Below are 17,725 nucleotides of genomic sequence, written 5' to 3' on the forward strand. Positions count from 1 at the left end.
CTCATGCTGACCCATTGCGGAGTGTACTGATAGGTAGTCAGGACCTTTCAGCGCCGTGGGGTTGGGCACCGAGGAGGCCGTCCGGATCGGGGCGGCCTGCGACGCGGTCGTGGTGGGCTGCGGCTTCGGCCTCGGCGAGGCCAATGCCGTGGTGCTCGTCGGTGTCCTGCCGCCGCTCATGTCGAGGTCCCGGTTTGCCGCCGGGTTCACCGAGAGCGTCGGCCTGTACCTCGCGAGCCGGCGGATCCGTCCGGCGGCGCGGGAGCTGAGAACGACCGACCGCGCAGTCCCCGGGATCCGCTGTGACGAGCACCCTTGCCCCCACTAATCAAACATACTAGTCTGTTTGATTAGTGGGGGAAACTTAGAGCCCTGCGCCGGAATCCATGCCGTACGGCGCTTCCCGCCGGCGGGGCGACCACCATGAGAGAAGAACGACCCATGCGTGCACTGGTCCTGGAAGAGTTCGACACCCCGCTGGTCCTCAAGGACATCGAGAAGCCCAGTGCCGGCCCCGGCCAGATCCTGGTCCGGGTCAAGGCCAGCGGCGTCAACCCGCTGGACACCAAGATCCGGGCGGGCAAAGCCCCCCACGCCAAGCGCACCCTGCCCGCCGTACTCGGGCTGGACCTCGCCGGGGTGGTCGAGCAGGTCGGCGAAGGGGTCACCGGCTTCGCTCCCGGCGACGAGGTCTACGGCATGGCGGGCGGCGTCGGCGACCTGCAGGGCTCGCTCGCCGAGTACGCCGCCGTCGATGCCCGGCTGCTCGCCCGCAAGCCGGCCTCGCTCAGCATGCGGGAGGCCGCGGCGCTGCCGCTGGTGGTCATCACCGCCTGGGAGGGACTCGTCGACCGGGCACAGGTCCGCGAGGGCTACAAGGTCCTCATCCACGGCGGCGCCGGCGGCATCGGGCAGGTCGCCGTCCAGATCGCCCGCGCCCGCGGCGCCGAGGTCTACGCCACCGGGTCCGCGCGGAGCCTGGAGACCATCCAGCGACTGGGGGCGACCCCGATCGACTACACCACTGCGACGGTCGAGGAGTACGTCGCCAAGTACACCGGCGGCGACGGCTTCGACGTCATCTTCGACACCGTGGGCGGAAAGACCCTCGACGCGTCCTTCACCGCGGCACGCACCTACACCGGCCATGTGGTCAGCGCCCTGGGCTGGGGCACCCACAGCATCGCCCCGCTCTCCTTCCGTGGTGCCACCTACTCGGGCGTCTTCACCCTGCTGCCCCTGCTCACCGGCCGTGGCCGCGAGCACCACGGTGAGATCCTGCGGGAGGTCGCCGCCCTGGCCGACAGCGGGTCGCTCAAACCCGTTCTCGATCCGCGCCGTTTCACGCTGGACACCGTCGCCGACGCCCACGCCGCGGTGGAGGCCGGGGCTGCCACCGGCAAGGTTGTCGTTGACGTCGAGGCGTGACTCCCGAGGTCGGGCGGGAGTCACCAGGCGCCGCCGGGTCCCTGGTCAACTCCGGGCGAAGGCCAGCAGATCGGTGTCGAACGTGTCCTTGAAGGGGGCAACCATCGACAGCCCGTGCGGGGCCCCTTCATAGACCGTGAACCGCGCGTCCTTGACGATCTTCGACGACTTCTCGCCGGCGGCCACGATCGGGACGATCTGGTCGTCGCTGCCGTGCACGATCCAGGTCGGGATGTCGAACCGTTTCAGATCCTCCGTCAGATCGGTCTCGGAGAACGCCTTGACGCAGTCGTAGGCGCCCTTGATGCCCGCCTGCATCGACCACAGCCAGAACGCGTCGCGCGTGCCCTGCGACACCTGGGAACCCGGTCGGTCGGCGCCGTAGAAGGGCGCGCTGAGGTCTGCGTAGAACTGCGAGCGATCGGTGGCGACGCCCTGGCGGATCTCGTCGAACACCTCGCGCGGCAGGCCCTCGGGATTGGCGTCGGTCTTCAGCATCAGGGGAGGGATGGCGCCGAGCAGGACGGCCTTGGCGACCCGGTCGGTGCCGTACTTCCCGATGTAGCGGGTCACCTCGCCGCCACCGGTGGAGTGGCCGACGAGGATGATGTCGCGCAGGTCGAGCTTCTCGATCACTTCGGCCAGGTCGTCGGCGTAGGTGTCGAGGTCGTTGCCGTTCCAGGTCTGCGAGGAGCGTCCGTGCCCGCGTCGGTCGTGCACGATGGCCCGGAACCCGTTGTCGGCCACCAACTGGGCCTGTGGATCCCATGCATCGCCGTTCAACGGCCAACCGTGGCTGAACACGACCGGCCGGCCCGTGCCCCAGTCCTTGTAGAAGATCGAAGTGCCGTCCTTGGTGGTGACGAAAGACATGTCCGGGGAATCCTCTCGCTGAGTCGGCCGGACACGGTGACCGCGGGGATTCCGGCGCTGCCGGCAGCTCGCGGAGCCGTTGTCCATCGAGGCCCGCGCCCGCGGTGTCGTGCGGTGGAAGCGGCATGTGGGCCCAGTCTGCTGCGGGCCCGGAGGGGCGGGGACGTCAACTCTCGCCGCCACCACCACGCTAGCCGAACGAGTTGCCGCAGGCACTTCAAGCTGCATGCCGGATGGCCAGGGGCGATCGGCTTCGTGTTTCGTCCACCGGGACGCCGGATTCAGGTGTCGGCCGTACTCAGGTGTCGGCCGTACTCAGGTGTCGGCCGTACTCAGGTGTGGCTGGCGACGAGTCGGCGGGCTGCGGTCTTCGCCTCGTCCACGACGGTGCGGTCCTGCAGCAGACGGCCGGAGGCCAGGGCGCCGTCGATCAGGAGCCCTATGTGCCAGGCGAGCGACTCGGGAGCCTCGGCTCCGGCCTTCTCGCTCAGCTCGGTCAGCCACGCCTGGCGGCGCTGCGTGTGCTCCAGGGTGATGGCCCGGGCCTGCGAGTCCGGTTCGGCCTCGACGGCCGCACTGATGAACGGGCACCCGAAGAAGCCGTGCCGGTCAAAGGCGGCCTCCAACGCGTCGAAGAGCCCGACGAGCTGCTCGCAGGCGTCGTGGCCCGCGAGCTCGGCGGCGCTCTGCAGCTGGCTCATCCAGGAGTCGTCGGTTCTGCGCAGATACGCTGCGACCAGCTCCTCCTTGGTGCGGAAGTGCGCGTACAGGGTCGACTTGGCAACGCCCGAAGCCTCGATGACCTGATCGACACCGACACCGCGCAGTCCGTGCGCATAGAACAGATCGGCCGCCGCAGTGAGGATCTTCTCCTCGGACCTGGTCTTCCGGAACCGCGTCGCCATGGGTTTCCTCCTTAATCGAACATACTAGTTCGTCTGATTTAAGGAGGGCAAGGCTTCCACGCGGACCCCACCGGGCACAGCCGCACGACGACGAGCGCCGTGTCCTCCGTGGCACCCTCGTCGAAGGTCGTGTCCGCCTCGGGTCTCGGGACCGCGTCGGGGCCGGCGTCGAGCACGGTCCGCCCCGGTCAGGCCGGCTGTTCCGTCGTGGACTGTTCGGCCCAGATGATCTTCCCGCCGGGCGCGAAGCGGGTTCCCCACCGCTGGCTGAACTGGGAGACCAGCAGCAGTCCGCGGCCGCCCTCGTCCGTGGCGCGCGGATGGCGCAGATGGGGCGCGGTGGCGCTGCCGTCGGAGACCTCGCAGATCACGGCGGCCCGCTCCCTGATCAGCCGGAGCCGGACGGGGCCGTCCGCGTGCCGGATGGCGTTCGTGACCAGCTCGCTCACGACCAGTTCCGTGGTGAACGCCAGCTCCTCCAGCCCCCACTCGCTCAGCTGCCGGGTGGCCTCCTTGCGGGCGTCGGCGACCACGGCCGGGTCGGCGGGCAGATCCCAGTCGGCGACTCGGCCGGCGCCGAGCAGCCTGGTGCGGGCCATCAGCAGGGCCACGTCGTCGTGCGGCCGGGCGGGAACCAGCGTGTCGACCAGGGCCCGGCAGCGGGCGTCGAGGGTGGGGGCGCGCTGTTCCAGGGCGCGGCGCAGCCGGTCGCGGTTCACGGCGACTGCCACGGCGCCGTCTCCGTCGTCGCCGTGGACCAGCAGCCCGTCGGTGTGCAGGGCCAGCGTGCTGCCCTCGGCCAGCGTCAGTTCGACCGCCTCGAAGGGCGGACCGCCCGCGCCGAGCGGCGGCCCCTGCGGCAGGTCGACGAAGCTGACGGCGCCGTCGGGCAGGACGACGGCGGGCGCGGGATGGCCCGCCGCGGCCATCGTGCACAACCCGTTGACGGGGTCGTAGATCACATACACGCAGCCCGCCCCCACCGCCTGGATACCGGCGGCCTCCGGGTCCTCGGGCCGGACGCCCTCTTCCCGGGCCATCCGCCCCACCAGGTCGTCGAGGTGCGCGAGGACCTCCTCGGGCGGCAGGTCGAGCGCCGCGAGGGTGTGCACGGCGGTGCGCAGCCGCCCCATGGCCGCCGCGGCGTCGATCCCGTGCCCCGGCACCTCGCCCACGATCAGGGCCACGCGCGCACCGGACAGCGGGATGACGTCGTACCAGTCGCCGCCGAGGCCGGTCAGCTCGTCGGCCGGCCGGTAGCAGGCGGCCACCTCCACCGCGTCCTGCTCGGGCAGCCGGTGCGGCAGCAGGTTGCGCTGCAGGACCAGGGCCGCGTTCCGCTCCCGGGTGTAGCGGCGGGCGTTGTCCACGCAGACCGCCGCCCGGGACACCAGGTCCTCGGCGAGACTCATGTCGTCCTCGTCGAACGGCTCCGGACGGCGGCGCCGGAAGAACGTGGTGACGCCCAGCGTGATGCCCCGGGCGCGAATGGGCACGATCATCACGCTGTGCACGCCGAGTTCCAGGAAGGTCGCCATCCGGCCGCCCGGGATGTCCGTGGCCCACTCCTTGGCCAGCGGGTCCAGACGTTCCTCACGCCAGGACCGGCCCGTGGTCAGACTGCGGATCGGGGGCGATCCGGCGAGGTAGGTGGCCACCGCTCCGATCTCGACGACGGCCTCCGGGACCCCGGGGTTCACCGACTGGTGCCCGGCCCGCCGCAGCGGCACCTGGTCCGTGTCGCCCGGCGGCTCGGGCTCCGCACCCCGCAGCACGGAGTCCAGCAGGTCGACGCTGACGAAGTCGGCGAAGTCCTGCACGGCCACGTCGGCCAGTTCCTGCGCCGTCCGCACGATGTCCAGGGTGCGGCCGATCTGCTCGCCGGCCCGGTCGAGCAGGGCCAGTCGCTGCCGGGCCCGGTGCCGGTCGGTGATGTCGACGACCGTGTAGTACACGCCCATCGGGTGGCCCCGGTCGTCGTCGAGGCGGGCGAACGACATCATGTGCGCCGTCTCCCGGTGCGGCGCGGACCGCACCTGGCCCACATGCTCGTAACCGACCACCGGCCGGCCGGTCGCCAGCACGTGCCGCATCTGCGCCTCGATGTCGGCGGAGTCGATGCCTGGCTGGATCTCCGCGAGCCGCCGGCCCAGCCGCTCGCCCGGGGAGCCGCCGCCGTACCGCTCCAGGGCCTCGTTCGACCACACGCACCGCAGATCGGTGTCCACGATGGCCATCCCGACGGCGGCATCGGTCACCATCTGTTCCAGCACCCCACGGCTCATGTCCCAGCCACGTGCCCCCGCCACGTCGGAGACGAGAACCAGCCAGTGCGGGGCCCCGCCGGGTTCCACCGCCGGAGTGATCCGCACCATCACCCGCTTCGGCTGCCCGCCCTTGCACCGCGCGGTCAGCAGCCCCGCCCAGCCGCCGTCCCTGCGGCAGCGTTCGGCCAGTTCGGGCACCCGCGCGGCGTCCTCGGCGGACAGCAGGCCGGTCACCCTGGTGCCCACCACCTCGGCAGCCGAGTAGGCCAGCAGGCGCTGGGCGCCCTGCGTCCAGCTCGTCACCACGCCCTGTGCGTCGAGCAGCAGGGGCGCGGCGTCGGCCACGTCGAACCGCTGCCGGGTGACGTCCTGCTCCTCGTGAGTGCCCACGGCCGACCTCTCCTCAGCTGAGAGTGGTCTACCCCCTCCTGGCTCAATCTTCACCCTTCGGGCAGACGAGCGGTGGGCGGGGGGCGGCGCGCGGCCACCCCCCGGCCCACGTCAGGAACCCAGCACCTTCTCCAGTGCCGCCAGCGCGGAGCGCAGCTCCTCCGCCGTGATCGTCAGCGGCGGTGCCAGCCGGATGGTGGAACCGTGGGTGTCCTTCACCAGGATCCCCTCCCGCATCAGCCGCTCGCTGATCTCGCGACCGGTGCCGATCGCCGGGTCGATGTCGATGCCCGCCCACAGGCCACGGGAGCGGAAGCCCACCACGCCCCGGCCGGCCAGCTCCGTCAGCCCGTCCCGCAGGAGCACGCCCAGCTCGGCGGCCCGGCGCTGGAACTCACCGGTCTGCAGCAGCTCGATCACGGCCGTGCCGACCGCCGCCGCGAGCGGGTTGCCGCCGAACGTGGAGCCGTGCTCGCCCGGGTGCAGCACCCCCAGCACCTCGCGCCGGGCCACCACCGCGGACACCGGCACGATCCCGCCCCCCAGCGCCTTGCCGAGCAGCAGCACGTCCGGTACGACGTCCTCGTGCTCGACGGCGAAGGTGCGGCCGGTGCGGCCGAGGCCCGACTGGATCTCGTCGGCGATGAACAGACAGCCCTTGCGGCGGGTCAGCTCGCGCACCCCGGCGAGATAGCCGTGGTCCGGGATGACGACACCCGCCTCGCCCTGGATGGGCTCGAGCAGCACGGCCGCCGTGGTCTCGTCGACGGCCTCCTCCAGCGCGGCCAGGTCGTTGTACGGCACGATCCGGAAGCCGGGTGTGAAGGGGCCGAAGCCCGCCCGGGCCGTGTCGTCCGTGGAGAAGCTGACGATGGTCGTCGTACGGCCGTGGAAGTTCTCCGCCGCGACCACGATCGTCGCGCGGTCGGCGGGCACGCCCTTCACGTCGTAGGCCCACTTGCGGGCCACCTTGATGCCGCTCTCCACCGCCTCCGCACCGGTGTTCATCGGCAGCACCATGTCCAGGCCGGTGAGCTCCGCGAGCCGCTCGGCGAACCCGGCGAGCCGGTCGTTGTGGAAGGCGCGGGAGGTCAGCGTGAGCTGGTCGAGCTGGCGGTGCGCGGCCTCGATCAGCGCGGGGTGGCGATGGCCGAAGTTCAAGGCCGAGTAGCCGGCGAGCATGTCCAGGTAGCGGCGGCCCTCGACGTCCTCCACCCAGGTGCCCTCGGCGCGGGCGACCACCACCGGCAGCGGGTGGTAGTTGTGCGCCAGGACCGGCTCCTCCGCACGGATCAGGTCGTCGGACGTACGGGTGCGCGGGGGTGCGGTCATGAGCGGATCTCCTGGGTGCAGCACTTGATGCCGCCGCCGGCCTTGTGGAACTCGGACAGGTCGACGGGGACGGGGGCGTAACCGTGGCCGGCGAGCCGCTCGGCGAGCGCCTCGGCCTGGGGGGCGATGAAGACGTTCTGTCCGTCGGAGACGGAGTTCAGGCCGAACGCCATCGCGTCGTCGCGGGTGGCCAGCACCGCGTCCGGGTACAGCCGGCGCAGCACCTCGCGGCTGCCGGCCGAGAACGCCTCGGGGTAGTAGCAGATGTTGTCGTCGTCGAGGACGAACAGCGCCGTGTCCAGGTGGTAGAAGTACGGATCCACCAGGGTCAGGCCGATCACCGGATGACCGAGGAACTCCTGTGCCTCCCGGTGCGCCTCACGGGTGGTGCGGAACCCCGTGCCGGCGAGCACGTACCGGCCCGTCCACACCAGGTCGCCCTCGCCCTCGGTCACCGACTCGGGGCGGTAGACGTCGTAGCCCGCCGTCTTGAACCAGGTGTCGTAGTGCAGCGACTCCGGGCGCCGCTCCGGCGCGTGGAACAGGGAGCCGAAGACCCGGCCGCCGACCACGAACGCCGCGTTGGCGGCGAAGACCATGTCGGGCAGGCCGGGGACCGGCTCGACCGACTCGACGGTGTGCCCGTGGTCGCGGTAGGCGCGGATCAGCGTCTGCCACTGCTCCCGGGCGAGGTCCACGTCGACCGGCTTGTCGGGCTGCATCCAGGGATTGATCGCGTACTGCACGGCGAAGTGTCTGGGTTCGCAGACGAGGAAGCGCCGAGGACGCTGGGCACGGCTTTCGGACACAGAGGGTTTCCTCCGCTTTGCTGTGTGTCACTTGGGGATGCACACCACGGTAGAAAGGGAGGCAGACGGCCGACAAGAAACAAGAGCTGCGTGGATGCGCAGCATCGCTGCGTTCTTCAGGGCATACGCGCAGGACTCCTGCGCATGGCTCGGCTCATTCCGGTGCGGCGTGGGTCGCGCCGGCTTCCGGGCTTTCCGGGAGGAGGTGGGACAGCACCATCACGCTGATCGTCTTCCGGATGAACGGCTCGACCCGGATCCGCTCGAGCACCTCCTCGAAGTGCTCCACGTCCCGCGCCCGCACGTGCAGCAGCGCGTCGGCGCCGCCGGTGACCGTCATGGCCGCCGTGATCTCCGGATGGTTGCGCACCACCTCCGCCAGCCGCCGGGGCGGAGCCGCGCCCTCGCAGTAGACCTCGACGTACGCCTCGGTGCGCCAGCCGAGCGCGGCGGGCTTGACCGTCGCCGTGAACCCGGTGATCACCCCGGTCTCCCGGAGCCGGTCCACGCGCCGCTTGACCGCGGTCGCGGACAGCCCGATGTCCGCGCCGATCTCGGCGAAGCTGGTCCGGGCGTTCGCCATCAGCGCGGTGATGATCTTGCGGTCGAGGTCGTCGAACGAGGTGGTCCTGCTGTTCATGCGGGAACTGTAGTCAGCCCCGGGGCGGCCGGCCTCACGACTGGGTGACGACCATGGCGAGTGTCAGCAGCCCCAGCACCACCCATCCGAACCACAGCCAGCCGTTGCTGCCGAGCGCGACCGTGTAGGCGGTCACGACGACCAGCCCGCCGACCGTGAGAGCCCCCATCGCCTTGGTGGAACCGTTCGTGGAACCGGGCATCGCGACACCCTCCTCTTGGTCCGTCCATGACCATGGTGCCCCGGTTCTCGCCCGGACGGGACGGCTCCGCACCAGCTGCCGCGTGCGGCTCAGCTCTCGCGTGCGTTGAGCGAGGCCAGATAGGCGTTGTACGCCTCCAGCTCCTTGTCGCCGTCCCGGTCCGCGGCCCGGTCCTTGCGCCTGGCCTGTCGCTGCTCGGAGCCGTACCACTGGAACAGCAGCGCGATCAGCACCAGCACGGACGGGATCTCGCTGAACGCCCAGGCGATCCCGCCGGCCGCGTTCTGGTCGGACAGCGCGTCGATGCCGAGGGAGGCCGAAGGGTGCTTGAAGGTGTCCACCATCGGCTCCGTGGCCATCATCAGCGCGATACCGAAGAACGCGTGGAACGGCATGCCCGCGAACAGCTCCAGCATTCGCATCACGTACCCCGGACGGTGCGGACCCGGGTCGATGCCCATGATCGGCCAGAAGAACACCATGCCCACGGCGAAGAAGTGCACCATCATCGCGATGTGCCCGGCCTTGGACCCCATCAGGAAGTCGAACAGCGGGGTGAAGTACAGGACGTACAGGCTCGCGATGAACATCGGGATCGTGAACGCCGGGTGCGTGACGATCCGCGTGTAGCGGCTGTGCAGCAGCGCCAGCAGCAGCTCGCGCGGGCCCTTGCGGCCCCGGCCGGCGGTCGGCAGCGCCCGCAGCGCCAGCGTGACCGGGGCGCCGAGCAGGATCAGGATCGGCGACAGCATGCTGATCACCATGTGCTGCACCATGTGCACGCTGAACATCACCATGCCGTAGTCGTTCAGCTTGGTGCACATCACCAGGGCGACGGTCAGCACACCGACGACGTACGACACCGTGCGGCCCGCGGACCAGGCGTCCCCGCGCCGCCGCAGCCGTACGACACCCCAGCCGTACAGGGTGAGCCCGGCCAGGCAGGCCACGAGGAAGAACGGATCCGCCGACCACTGGAGCCCCCGCCCCAGCGTGAACGGCGGCAGATCCATCATCATGCCGTGTCCGCTGTGATCCATCCGGCGGCTCCTGATTCGTGGGGGTTGTGCGAGTTGTCCGCCCCAAGAGTAGAACCGCCCCCGGTCACTGCCGTGACCGGGGGCGGGTTGTTCCCGGGCGAACTACAGGACGCACTCCGCCTCGTCGTACCGCTCCACCGGGACGGTCTTGAGGGTCTCGACCGCCTCCGCCAGCGACACCATCACGATGTCGGTCCCGCGCAGAGCCGTCATCCGCCCGAACTCACCCCGGTGCACGGCCTCCACCGCGTGCCAGCCGAAACGGGTCGCCAGCACCCGGTCGTAAGCCGTCGGCGTGCCGCCCCGCTGCACATGACCCAGGATCACCGGACGCGCCTCCTTGCCGAGCCGCTGCTCCAGTTCGACCGACAGCTGCCGGGCGATCCCGGCGAAGCGCTCGTGGCCGTAGATGTCCTTGCCGCCCTCGTCGAAGTCCATGGTGCCGGCCTTCGGCTTGGCGCCCTCGGCCGCGACCACGATGGCGAACCGCTTGCCCGCCTCGAACCGTTCGCCGACCCTCTGCGTCAACTCATCGATGTCGAAGGGCCGTTCCGGGACGACGATGGCGTGGGCGCCGGCCGCCATGCCGGAGTGCAGCGCGATCCAGCCGGTGTGCCGGCCCATGACCTCCACGATCAGCACGCGCTGGTGGGACTCGGCGGTGGTCTTCAGCCGGTCCAGGGCCTCCGTCGCCACGGTGACGGCCGTGTCGAAGCCGAAGGTGACGTCCGTGACAGCGATGTCGTTGTCGATGGTCTTGGGCACGCCCACGATCGGCAGCCCGTTGTCCGACAGCAGCCGGGCCGCCTTCAGCGTGCCCTCACCGCCGATCGGGATGATCGCGTCCAGGCCGAGTTCCGCGACATGGCCCTTGGCCCGCTCGACACCGTCCCGCAGATGCTCCGGGCGGACCCGGGAGGAGCCGAGGATGGTGCCGCCGCGCGCCAGGATGCCGCCCACGGCGTCGAGGTCGAGCTTCAGATAGTCGCACTCCAGGAGGCCCTTCCAGCCGTCCCGGAAACCGATGACCTCGTCGCCGTGGTCGGCGACGGCACGGTGCACGACGGACCGGATGACGGCGTTCAGGCCGGGGCAGTCGCCGCCGGACGTGAGGACACCAATGCGCATAGCCCGAAATACCTTCTCAACGTGGGCCGGGAAACCGGACCACGTTGTCCGGCGGATTCACGGCCACCCTACCGGCGTGAGGGGGTGGCTCCGTAGCGGGCGTCCGCCTGCTGGACGCGCCCGCACATGTGAGCGGACGGCCCGTCAGGCGGGCCCGCCACGAGGCTGCCGCACCACGCCGGAACGTCGCTGAGGTCGCGCCTGGGCAGGCTGCTGCGCAGCGGTCCCTACGCAGGCTGCTGCGCAGCCGCGATGCGCTCGTTGCGGAGTGCCTCGTACCAGCGGTCGTCGATCGGCGGCAGCGCGTTGACGTCGAGGGCCAGCTTCAGCAGCAGGTCGGCGATCTGCGGGTTGCGGGCGAGGACCGGGCCGTGCATGTACGTGCCGAAGACGGTCCCGTTGTACGCGCCCTCCGTGCCGTCCCCGGTGCCGTTGCCCTTGCCGATCTTCACCTGCGCGAAGGGGCGGGCGGTGGGGCCGAGGTGGGTGACGCCCTGGTGGTTCTCGAAGCCGGTCAGCTGCGGCAGGCCCAGCTGCGGGTCGATGTCGCCGAGCACGTCACCGACGCACCGCTCGCCCTCGCCGCGCACCGACACCACGTCCAGCAGGCCGAGGCCGGGCTCGCGCTGGCCGAGGTCGTTGATGAACTCGTGGCCGAGGATCTGGTAGCCGGCGCAGACGGAGAACACGATCGCGCCGTTCTGCACCGCACGGGACAGGTGCCCGTCACGGCGCAGCCGCTCGGCCGCCAGCCGCTGCGGACGGTCCTCGCCGCCGCCGATCAGGTAGATGTCGCCGGAGGTCGGGATCGGCTGGTCGCTGCGCACGTCCAGCCGGGCCACGTCCAGGCCGCGCTGCCGCGCCCGCCGCTCCACGACGAGCGCGTTGCCCTGGTCGCCGTACGTGCTCAGCAGGTCCGGGTAGATCCACACCAGCCGCAGTTGGTTGTCGCTCATGAGGTGATCGCCCTTCGAGGATCAGAAGATCAGTTGCCGACGCGGCGGCGCAGGTCCTGGAACGCGGTGTAGTTCGCGATGACCTCGATCCGGCCCGGCGGGCACATCTGCACGGCCTGGTCGAGGTCGTCGCAGACCTGGAAGTGCTGGTTCGCGACCTCCAGACGCACGGCGAGGTCCAGCTTCCGGTCGCCGATCACGAAGATCGGGTGGCCGGTCAGCCGGGTGTAGTCGACGTCCCAGAGCCAGGAGGTGTCGGTGCCGTCGGCGCCGCGGGCGTTCACGGACAGGATCACCGGGGCGGGCGGCGGGTCGATCAGGGAGAACGTCTCCAGCCAGCCGGCCGGGTTCTTGGCCAGCAGCAGCCGCAGATCGCGGTTCTGGAACTGCACGACGTCATAACGTCCCGCGACGGCCTGCACCTGGTACATCCGCTCCAGGGCCACCTGCGGCGGCACCCCGAAGACGGCGGCGACGGCCGCGGAGGAGGCGGCGTTCGCCTTGTTGGCGCGGCCGGGAAGCTGCAGATGAATGGGCCAGGCGGAGCCGTGCGGATCCAGCACGTGATCCCCGGACAGCGCCCAGGTCGGCGTGGGCCGCCGGAACCCGCACTCACCGCAGAACCAGTCCTCGCCGGGGCGCTGCATCACGCCACCGCAGGACGGGCAGGACCAGGCGTCGTCCTTCCACATCTGTCCGGCCGCGACCCAGATCACGTTCGGGGACGAGGAGGCGGCCCACACCACCAGCGGGTCGTCGCAGTTGGCGACGACGACGGCCTTGGAGCCGGCCAGGCCCTCGCGCCAGTTCTCGGCGAGCATCCGGGTCTCGGCGGCACGGTCGAGCTGGTCCCGGGAGAGGTTGAGCAGGGCGATGCACTTCGGGTCGGTGTCCCGGGCCACACCGGCCAGGTACTTCTCGTCGACCTCGATGACACCGAACTTCGCGTCCGAGCCGCCCGCCAGCGCGGAGGTGATACCGGCCGGCATGTTGGCGCCCAGCGCGTTCGACACGACCGGGCCCGCGGCGCGCAGCGCCTCGGCGATCAGCCGGGTGGTCGTCGTCTTGCCGTTGGTTGCCGACACCAGGACGACGTCCAGGTTCTGCGCGAGCCGTGCGAGCAGGTCGGGGTCGAGTTTCAGCGCGACCCGGCCACCGATCACCGACCCGCTGCCGCGCCCCGCGGCGCGCGATGCCGCAGCGACCGCCTTGCCCGCGGTCACGGCCAGCTTGGCCCGCGGCGTGAGCGGGTCCGAGTTGCCTGCCATCAGTTCTCGATCCTCCTTGCGTACGCGCCGCGCCTGGGGCCATCCGGCAGCGTGGTGTGACCTCAGCCTATCGAGATCCGTTCGCACACCCGAATCCCGGCCCACGCCTTGAGCGGCGGGCATGGGCTGAACGAACCGTACCCTTGCCGCCATGCGACACGGTTCCATTCCGGGCGCCCACGGGCGCGTCCGGCCTCTCACCCTGCTCGGCGACGCGGCTTTGCGCGAACAATGCCGGGAAGTCACCGAATTCGGCCCCGAACTGGCGGCCCTCGTGGAGGACCTGTTCGCCACGATGTACGCGGCGCAGGGGGTCGGACTGGCGGCGAATCAGGTGGGGGTGCCGCTGCGGGTGTTCGTGTACGACTGCCCGGACGACGACGATGTCCGGCATCTTGGACATGTGGTGAACCCGCGTCTGGTGGAGACGGACGGGGTGGTGGTCCGGGGCCCGGAGGGCTGCCTGTCCCTGCCGGGCCTGGAGGCGGGCACCGAGCGCTACGACCATGCGGTGATCGAGGGCCGCACGGTGACGGGGGAGCCGGTGACCGTGCACGGCACGGGGTTCTTCGCGCGGTGCCTGCAGCACGAGTACGACCACGTGGAGGGCCGGGTCTACGCGGATCACCTCACGGGTTGGCGCAAGCGCAGACTGGCGAGGCAGATGAAGCGAGCTTCATGGCACCGGTGAGGGGGCCCTCAGAACCCCGGACCGCCCATTCTGTCCCCCGCGGCCGCAAGCCGTCCCCAGAGCAGATCGGCCAAGGACCGCACCAACTCGGCCCGGGAGCAAGGGCGTTCACCCAGCCACCAGTCACCCGCCGCATGCATCATCCCGACGATCCCATGCCCCCACACGCGGGCCAGCTGCTGGCTCTCCGGACCGAGATCCACCCGCTCCTCGATGACCTGGGCCAACTCCTCGCCCATTCTGCGGAGCAGCGGCGCCGAATGCTTGCCGACGTCGAAGCCCTGCTCCGCACCCGCGCTCCCCTCCGCCGGATGCATCAGGAAGCGGTACACCTGGGGCCGCGCCTCGATCGCGGCGAGATACGTGTCCAGCGTCGACTCGACCCGCTCCCGCCGGTCCGCGGGAGCGTCCAGCGCCGCCCGCAGCGAATCGAGCAGCGCGTCCGTGTGCCGCTTGGCCAGAGCCGCGTACAGGCCCCCCTTGTCGCCGAAGTGGCGGTAGAGGATCGGCTTGGTGATGCCCGCCTCGGCCGCGATCGCGTTCATCGACGCCTGCGGGCCGTCGCGCAGCACCACCCGGTCGGCGGCCTCCAGCAGCTCGCGCCGTCGGCGGTCGGCGGACCGCTGCTGATCGGTCCGCTGTGTGGTGTCCATGTGCTCTCCCCACCCGTGCTGATTCGCTGACGCCTGCGCAAACTAACACTGACCGCGCCCCTGACATCGAACGGGATGCCGAGACGTCATCAGCGGTTGACTTTTCCTACCCGTCGGTAACAGACTCGGGTTACCGCTAGTAACATCGCACCGCCGCCGCTGGAGGGGACATGGCCGAGTTCACCATGGAGCTGAACGACGAACAGAAGGAAGTCCGGGACTGGCTCCATGGCTTCGCCGCCGACGTGATCCGCCCCGCGGCCGCCGAGTGGGACGAGCGCGAGGAGACTCCCTGGCCGATCATCCAGGAGGCCGCGAAGGTCGGCATCTACTCCCTCGACTTCTATGCGCAGCAGTACTTCGACCCCACCGGCCTCGGCATCCCGATGGCCATGGAGGAGCTGTTCTGGGGCGACGCGGGCATCGCCCTGTCCATTGTGGGCACCGGGCTCGCCGCCGTGGGCGTTCTCGCCAACGGAACCGAGGAACAGATCGGTACCTGGATCCCGCAGATGTACGGCGACGTCCACGACGTCAAGGTGGCCGCGTTCTGCTCCTCCGAGCCCGACGCCGGCTCCGACGTCGCCTCCATGCGCACGCGTGCCGTGTACGACGAGGCCAAGGACGAGTGGGTGATCAACGGCACGAAGACCTGGGCGACCAACGGCGGCATCGCCAACGTCCACGTCGTCGTCGCCGGCGTCGACCCGGAGCTGGGCTCGAAGGGCCACGCCTCCTTCATCGTCCCGCCGGGGACACCGGGCCTGTCCCAGGGCCAGAAGTTCAAGAAGCACGGCATCCGCGCGTCGCACACCGCCGAGGTCGTCCTCGACAACGTCCGGGTCCCCGGCTCCTGCCTGCTCGGCGGCAAGGAGAAGCTGGACGAGCGGCTGGCCCGGGCGCGGGAGAAGGCCGCGAAGGGTGGCGAACGTGTCAAGAACGCGGCGATGGCCACGTTCGAGGCGTCCCGCCCGGCGGTCGGCGCCATGGCGGTCGGCACCGCCCGCGCTGCGTACGAGGTCGCCCTCGACTACGCCATGACCCGCGAGCAGTTCGGCCGGCCGATCATCGACAACCAGGGCGTGGCCTTCCAGCTGGCGGACATGCGGACGCAGGTCGACGCCGCCCGCCTGCTGGTCTGGCGTGCGTCCTGGATGGCGGTCAACGGCAGGCCGTTCACCGCCGCCGAGGGCTCCATGTCCAAGCTGTTCGCCAGCGAGACGGCGAAGAAGGTCACCGCCCAGGCCATCCAGATCCTCGGCGGCAACGGCTACACCAGGGAGTACCCGGTGGAGCGCATGCACCGGGACAGCGCGATCTACACGATCTTCGAGGGTACGAGCGAGATCCAGCGGCTGGTGATCGCCCGCACCCTCTCGGGCATGCCGATCCGCTAACGGTGCCTGAGCGGCGTCAACTGCTCGATGTCGTACTTGGCCCGCAGCGCCTCGATCGCCTCCTGGTCCGGCGGGCCCCCGTTCCCCAGGATCTCCAGCAGCTCCTCGAAGTAGCGCTCGTGATCCGGCGGCGGAGCGGCCTGGAAGAACATCTTCGCCGGGGTGTCCGTCGGATTGGCGAACGCGTGCGGGCACCCCGGTGGTACGACGATGACCGTACCCGGCGTCGCCCGCACCACCCGGCTGCCCGAACTGGACTCCCATCTCTGCCAGTTGTCGGAAGTGCGGATGCGCGGCTCGAAGGCGAGGACGTCCAGTTCGCCCTCCAGGACGTAGAACAACTCCTCGCTGCGCGTGTGCACATGGGCGCCCACGTCGAAGCCCGGCGGGACCTCCACCTCGAAGGTGGAGGCCATCCGCGAGTGCATGCCGGTGACCTTGAACGTCACCCGCTGGGCCGGTGTGTCGACGACGCGGCCGTGACCCGGCGGTACGTACAGTCCCTCGGTCTCCGTCATCGGTCACTCACCAGGTCACCGGAAGGGCCTCGGGGCCCCGGATCAGCGCGCCCTTCTTGAAGGGCACCTTCTCCGGTGCCACGGCCAGCCGCAGGCCCGGAATCCGGTCCAGCAGGGCGTCCACCATGAGTTCCTCCTCCAGCCGGGCCAGCATGTTGCCGGGGCAGAAGTGCGGGCCGAAGCCGAACGACACGTGCGGGTTCGGGCTGCGGGAGAAGTCGATGGTCTCCGGGTCCGGGAAGACCTCCGGGTCGCGGTTGGCGGCCAGGTAGGAGTTGTACACCGCGTCGCCCGCGCGGATCCGCACACCCCGGATCTCCACGTCCTCCAGGGCGATCCGGGACAGGCCGACCGCGTTGCGGTGCGGGATCCAGCGCAGGAGCTCGTCGATCGCCCTGGGGCGGATCTCCGGTTCCGCGCGCAGCCGCTCCACCAGGTCGGGGCGGGTCAGCAGCAGATAGAACATCTGCCCGCTGTTGTTGGTGACCGCCTCGCCGCCGATCTGGAGGAGACCGGCGAGTCCGACGGCCTCCTCCAGGGTCACCTCGCCCCGGCCCACCGCGGCGCCGAGCAGCGAGGTGACGTCCTCGGCCGTGCTGTTCTCGCGCAGCCCGATCAGGTCGGAGAAGTAGGCGGCCATCTCCCGTTTGGCCTTCTCGCTGATCTCCTTGCCGTTGGAGGAGGACAGGATGAGCTGGGTCCAGGTGTGCATGGTGTGCCGGTCGGCGGCCGGGACGCCCATCAGCTCGCAGATCACCGCGATCGGGAACGGGCTGAGGACCGCCGCCGTGAGATCGGCGGGCGGGCCGTCCTGGAGGAGTTCGTCGACCAGCTCCTCCAGCATGGCGCGCGCCTTCTCCCGCACCCGTTCCACGCCCTTGGCGGTGAACGCGGCCGCCACCGAGCGGCGCAGCCGGGTGTGGTCGGGCGGGTCCAGGAAGCCGACCGCGCCCGGGTCCGGGATGAAGTGCGGAGCCAGCCGGGTGACCGGCTTCTTCATGACCTCCTCGCGGCTGAATCGGGGGTCGTTGGTCACCATGCGCACGTCGTCCATCCGGGTCACCAGCCAGGCCCAGCCCTCGCCGTTGGGCAGCTGGATGCGGGTGACCGGTCCTTCGCGCATGAGCTCTCTCAGCACCGGGTCGAAGTCCGTCCCGGGCAGGTCGAGCGCCGGCCAGTGCCGGATCGGGGGCAGGGTCTCGGTGAGCGTCTCTTCGGTCATGCCGTA

General features: G+C 70.5%; 18 protein-coding genes. 4 read left to right on the forward strand and 14 right to left on the reverse strand.

Annotated features, from left to right (window positions below):
- Positions 1-55 precede the first annotated feature (55 nt).
- Together LMU33_RS03100 and LMU33_RS03105 are read left to right on the forward strand one after the other, a co-directional pair.
- A complete protein-coding gene (locus LMU33_RS03100) occupies positions 56-328 on the forward strand; it encodes a helix-turn-helix transcriptional regulator (RefSeq protein ID WP_228617128.1) in 273 nt (90 codons plus the stop codon).
- 113 nt (positions 329-441) lie between these two features.
- Positions 442-1,428 (forward strand): zinc-dependent alcohol dehydrogenase family protein, encoded by a 987-nt coding sequence (locus tag LMU33_RS03105; protein ID WP_228617130.1) that lies wholly within the window; start codon positions 442-444, stop codon positions 1,426-1,428.
- 45 nt (positions 1,429-1,473) lie between these two features.
- Here the strand turns inward: LMU33_RS03105 and LMU33_RS03110 are convergent, their stop codons facing one another.
- From LMU33_RS03110 to LMU33_RS03160, 11 genes are all read right to left on the reverse strand, one after another.
- Positions 1,474-2,301 (reverse strand): alpha/beta fold hydrolase, encoded by an 828-nt coding sequence (locus LMU33_RS03110; RefSeq protein ID WP_228617131.1) that lies wholly within the window; start codon positions 2,299-2,301, stop codon positions 1,474-1,476.
- A gap of 332 nt (positions 2,302-2,633) precedes the next feature.
- A complete protein-coding gene (locus tag LMU33_RS03115) occupies positions 2,634-3,206 on the reverse strand; it encodes a TetR/AcrR family transcriptional regulator (protein ID WP_228617133.1) in 573 nt (190 codons plus the stop codon).
- Between the two features lie 188 nt (positions 3,207-3,394).
- Positions 3,395-5,863, reverse strand: a complete 2,469-nt coding sequence (locus LMU33_RS03120) for a SpoIIE family protein phosphatase (protein WP_228617135.1) — start codon at positions 5,861-5,863, stop codon at positions 3,395-3,397.
- A 111-nt stretch (positions 5,864-5,974) separates the two neighbouring features.
- Positions 5,975-7,195, reverse strand: a complete 1,221-nt coding sequence (gene rocD, locus LMU33_RS03125; protein ID WP_228617137.1) for an ornithine--oxo-acid transaminase — start codon at positions 7,193-7,195, stop codon at positions 5,975-5,977.
- Entirely contained in the window at positions 7,192-8,004 is an 813-nt protein-coding gene (ddaH, locus tag LMU33_RS03130) for a dimethylargininase (RefSeq protein WP_228617139.1), read from the reverse strand. Before ddaH ends, rocD begins: the two co-directional genes overlap by 4 nt.
- A gap of 154 nt (positions 8,005-8,158) precedes the next feature.
- A complete protein-coding gene (locus LMU33_RS03135) occupies positions 8,159-8,644 on the reverse strand; it encodes an Lrp/AsnC family transcriptional regulator (RefSeq protein WP_228617141.1) in 486 nt (161 codons plus the stop codon).
- A gap of 34 nt (positions 8,645-8,678) precedes the next feature.
- Positions 8,679-8,846 (reverse strand): hypothetical protein, encoded by a 168-nt coding sequence (locus tag LMU33_RS03140; protein ID WP_107093214.1) that lies wholly within the window; start codon positions 8,844-8,846, stop codon positions 8,679-8,681.
- Between the two features lie 89 nt (positions 8,847-8,935).
- Positions 8,936-9,886 (reverse strand): cytochrome c oxidase assembly protein, encoded by a 951-nt coding sequence (locus LMU33_RS03145; protein WP_228617142.1) that lies wholly within the window; start codon positions 9,884-9,886, stop codon positions 8,936-8,938.
- 102 nt (positions 9,887-9,988) lie between these two features.
- Positions 9,989-11,014: a 6-phosphofructokinase gene (locus tag LMU33_RS03150; protein ID WP_228617144.1), complete on the reverse strand. Its 1,026-nt coding sequence runs from the start codon at positions 11,012-11,014 to the stop codon at positions 9,989-9,991.
- A 227-nt stretch (positions 11,015-11,241) separates the two neighbouring features.
- Positions 11,242-11,970 carry a type 1 glutamine amidotransferase gene (locus LMU33_RS03155; RefSeq protein ID WP_228617146.1) on the reverse strand — a complete coding sequence of 243 codons (729 nt, stop codon included), beginning with the start codon at positions 11,968-11,970 and terminating at the stop codon, positions 11,242-11,244.
- A gap of 29 nt (positions 11,971-11,999) precedes the next feature.
- The gene (locus tag LMU33_RS03160; RefSeq protein ID WP_228617148.1) at positions 12,000-13,238 is read right to left on the reverse strand and encodes a MurT ligase domain-containing protein; all 1,239 of its coding nucleotides are present in this window, start codon (positions 13,236-13,238) and stop codon (positions 12,000-12,002) included.
- Between the two features lie 151 nt (positions 13,239-13,389).
- Between LMU33_RS03160 and def the strand changes: the two genes are divergently transcribed.
- Positions 13,390-13,929 carry a peptide deformylase gene (gene def / locus LMU33_RS03165; protein ID WP_228617149.1) on the forward strand — a complete coding sequence of 180 codons (540 nt, stop codon included), beginning with the start codon at positions 13,390-13,392 and terminating at the stop codon, positions 13,927-13,929.
- 8 nt (positions 13,930-13,937) lie between these two features.
- Here def and LMU33_RS03170 read toward each other — a convergent pair whose 3' ends face one another.
- Positions 13,938-14,582 (reverse strand): TetR/AcrR family transcriptional regulator, encoded by a 645-nt coding sequence (locus LMU33_RS03170; protein ID WP_228617151.1) that lies wholly within the window; start codon positions 14,580-14,582, stop codon positions 13,938-13,940.
- Between the two features lie 170 nt (positions 14,583-14,752).
- Here LMU33_RS03170 and LMU33_RS03175 point away from each other — a divergent pair, with 170 nt between their 5' ends.
- A complete protein-coding gene (locus LMU33_RS03175; RefSeq protein ID WP_228617152.1) occupies positions 14,753-15,979 on the forward strand; it encodes an acyl-CoA dehydrogenase family protein in 1,227 nt (408 codons plus the stop codon).
- On the opposite strand, the gene LMU33_RS03180 is transcribed toward LMU33_RS03175, so the two are convergent.
- A complete protein-coding gene (locus LMU33_RS03180; protein ID WP_228617154.1) occupies positions 15,976-16,497 on the reverse strand; it encodes a cupin domain-containing protein in 522 nt (173 codons plus the stop codon). The two genes, LMU33_RS03175 and LMU33_RS03180, sit on opposite strands and share 4 nt — an antisense overlap.
- A 7-nt stretch (positions 16,498-16,504) precedes the next feature.
- On the reverse strand, positions 16,505-17,719 hold the full coding sequence (locus LMU33_RS03185; RefSeq protein ID WP_228617155.1) for a cytochrome P450: 1,215 nt from the start codon (positions 17,717-17,719) through the stop codon (positions 16,505-16,507).
- Positions 17,720-17,725 lie beyond the last annotated feature (6 nt).

Source organism: Streptomyces barringtoniae (genome assembly GCF_020819595.1).
GTDB classification, from domain to species: Bacteria; Actinomycetota; Actinomycetes; order Streptomycetales; family Streptomycetaceae; genus Streptomyces; species Streptomyces barringtoniae.